1 protein-coding gene is annotated in these 1415 nt (G+C 37.0%); it reads left to right on the top strand.

Annotated elements, in window-relative coordinates; all coding sequences use genetic code 11:
- Positions 1–1302 (top strand): helicase HerA domain-containing protein (locus AMDU4_RS13190; protein ID WP_021788428.1); only part of this gene is annotated, 1302 nt, incomplete at its 5' end.
- Between the last annotated feature and the right edge of the window lie 113 nt (positions 1303–1415).

Below are 1415 nucleotides of genomic sequence, written 5' to 3'. Positions count from 1 at the left end.
TCTGAGGATCCCAACAGTGATGTTCTGGTCAAAAGGCTCCTTTCAGCAAGAAAAGCAGAGCTGGTTTATACAAAATCAGGGCATTATGCCTCACTCATCAAGAAACAGATATCATCTCTGGAATATATGGCAAATCAGGAAAAACTCTATAATGTATCAATGAGGTTCGCAGTTGTATCTAAACATCCGGCCGTACTGCGTTCAAATACTGAGTCATTCGTGAAAACTATGGAATCCATAGGGTTCAAGTTGAAGGATTTTCATTTTTTCAATAAACATACATTTAATCCTCTAAACATGGGTAAGCAGGGGATAAAATATATGATGGATTCTGCATCCATATCAGAAATTTTTCCATGTTCATTCACACCGGTGCCATCAGGAAACCAAAAACCTCTGGCAGTCAATGCTATCACAGGTAAAGCCCTTTATTTTAAACCTTTCAGTGGGAATTCATATAACATTGCAATAACAGGTGAAACGGGATCTGGAAAATCCTATTTTACAAAAAGGTTACTGAACAAAATGAGCACTGCGAAAATATACATAATAGACCCTCTGAGTGAATACAACTCGGATGTAATTGTTGACCTTTCTCTGGGTGAGTATATAGATTTTTCAATAGAAACTCCTGAAATGTTCAGTACGGTATCTGGAGCCCTTGAAAAAATAACAGGCATACCTGGAAAAAAAATAACCGCTACATTAATGAAACTGGGGGAAAAATCCGGAGCAATAAAATTTAGCAAGGTAATTTCTGAACTTGACACATTATACTGCAGGGATGTGGCAATATCAGGAAATATTTGGCATATGCCCCTTACAACCCCTGTAAAGCTTCATGGGGAATCTGCAGTATTCAGGTTTGATCACAAAAATGAATCCTTGAGAGATGCCTTCTTCAGTCTGGTGTTTACCCAGATAATTTCAATTGTTGAAATGGAGAATAAAGAGAAGGTTGTTGTGATAGATGAAAGCCACCTGTTCCTCAGGAATTCTAAAGATGCAGAGATAATAGACATGCTTGCAAGGAACTCCCGGCATTTCAAAACTTCACTTATAACAGTAACCCAGAATATAGAAGATTACTACATGAATAGCTATTCTGAATCAGTACTAATGAATTCTATCAATTACTTTATATTCAGGCAGCATGGGAAAATTAAAGACAGACTTTTCCTGGGATACGAAATTGACCCCACAGCTCTGGCTGGCGGAAATTCTTCTGATTATTCCGAATGTTTCTATGCCACTGGAACACTTATAAGAAAATTAAAAATTTATGGGAATAGTGAAAAATAACTGATTTATGGTTAACAATTCTATACTTTGAAGGTTTTTTCTATTTCGGGAATTGTTACCACTATGCCTAATTTTTCGGCCTTTTGCTGGAATTCCACTGGGTCAGCCTTATA

This window comes from Ferroplasma sp. Type II, from assembly GCF_000496155.1.
The sequence above is the reverse complement of the archived record's forward strand: the minus strand, read 5'-3'. Positions and strand labels throughout refer to the sequence as shown.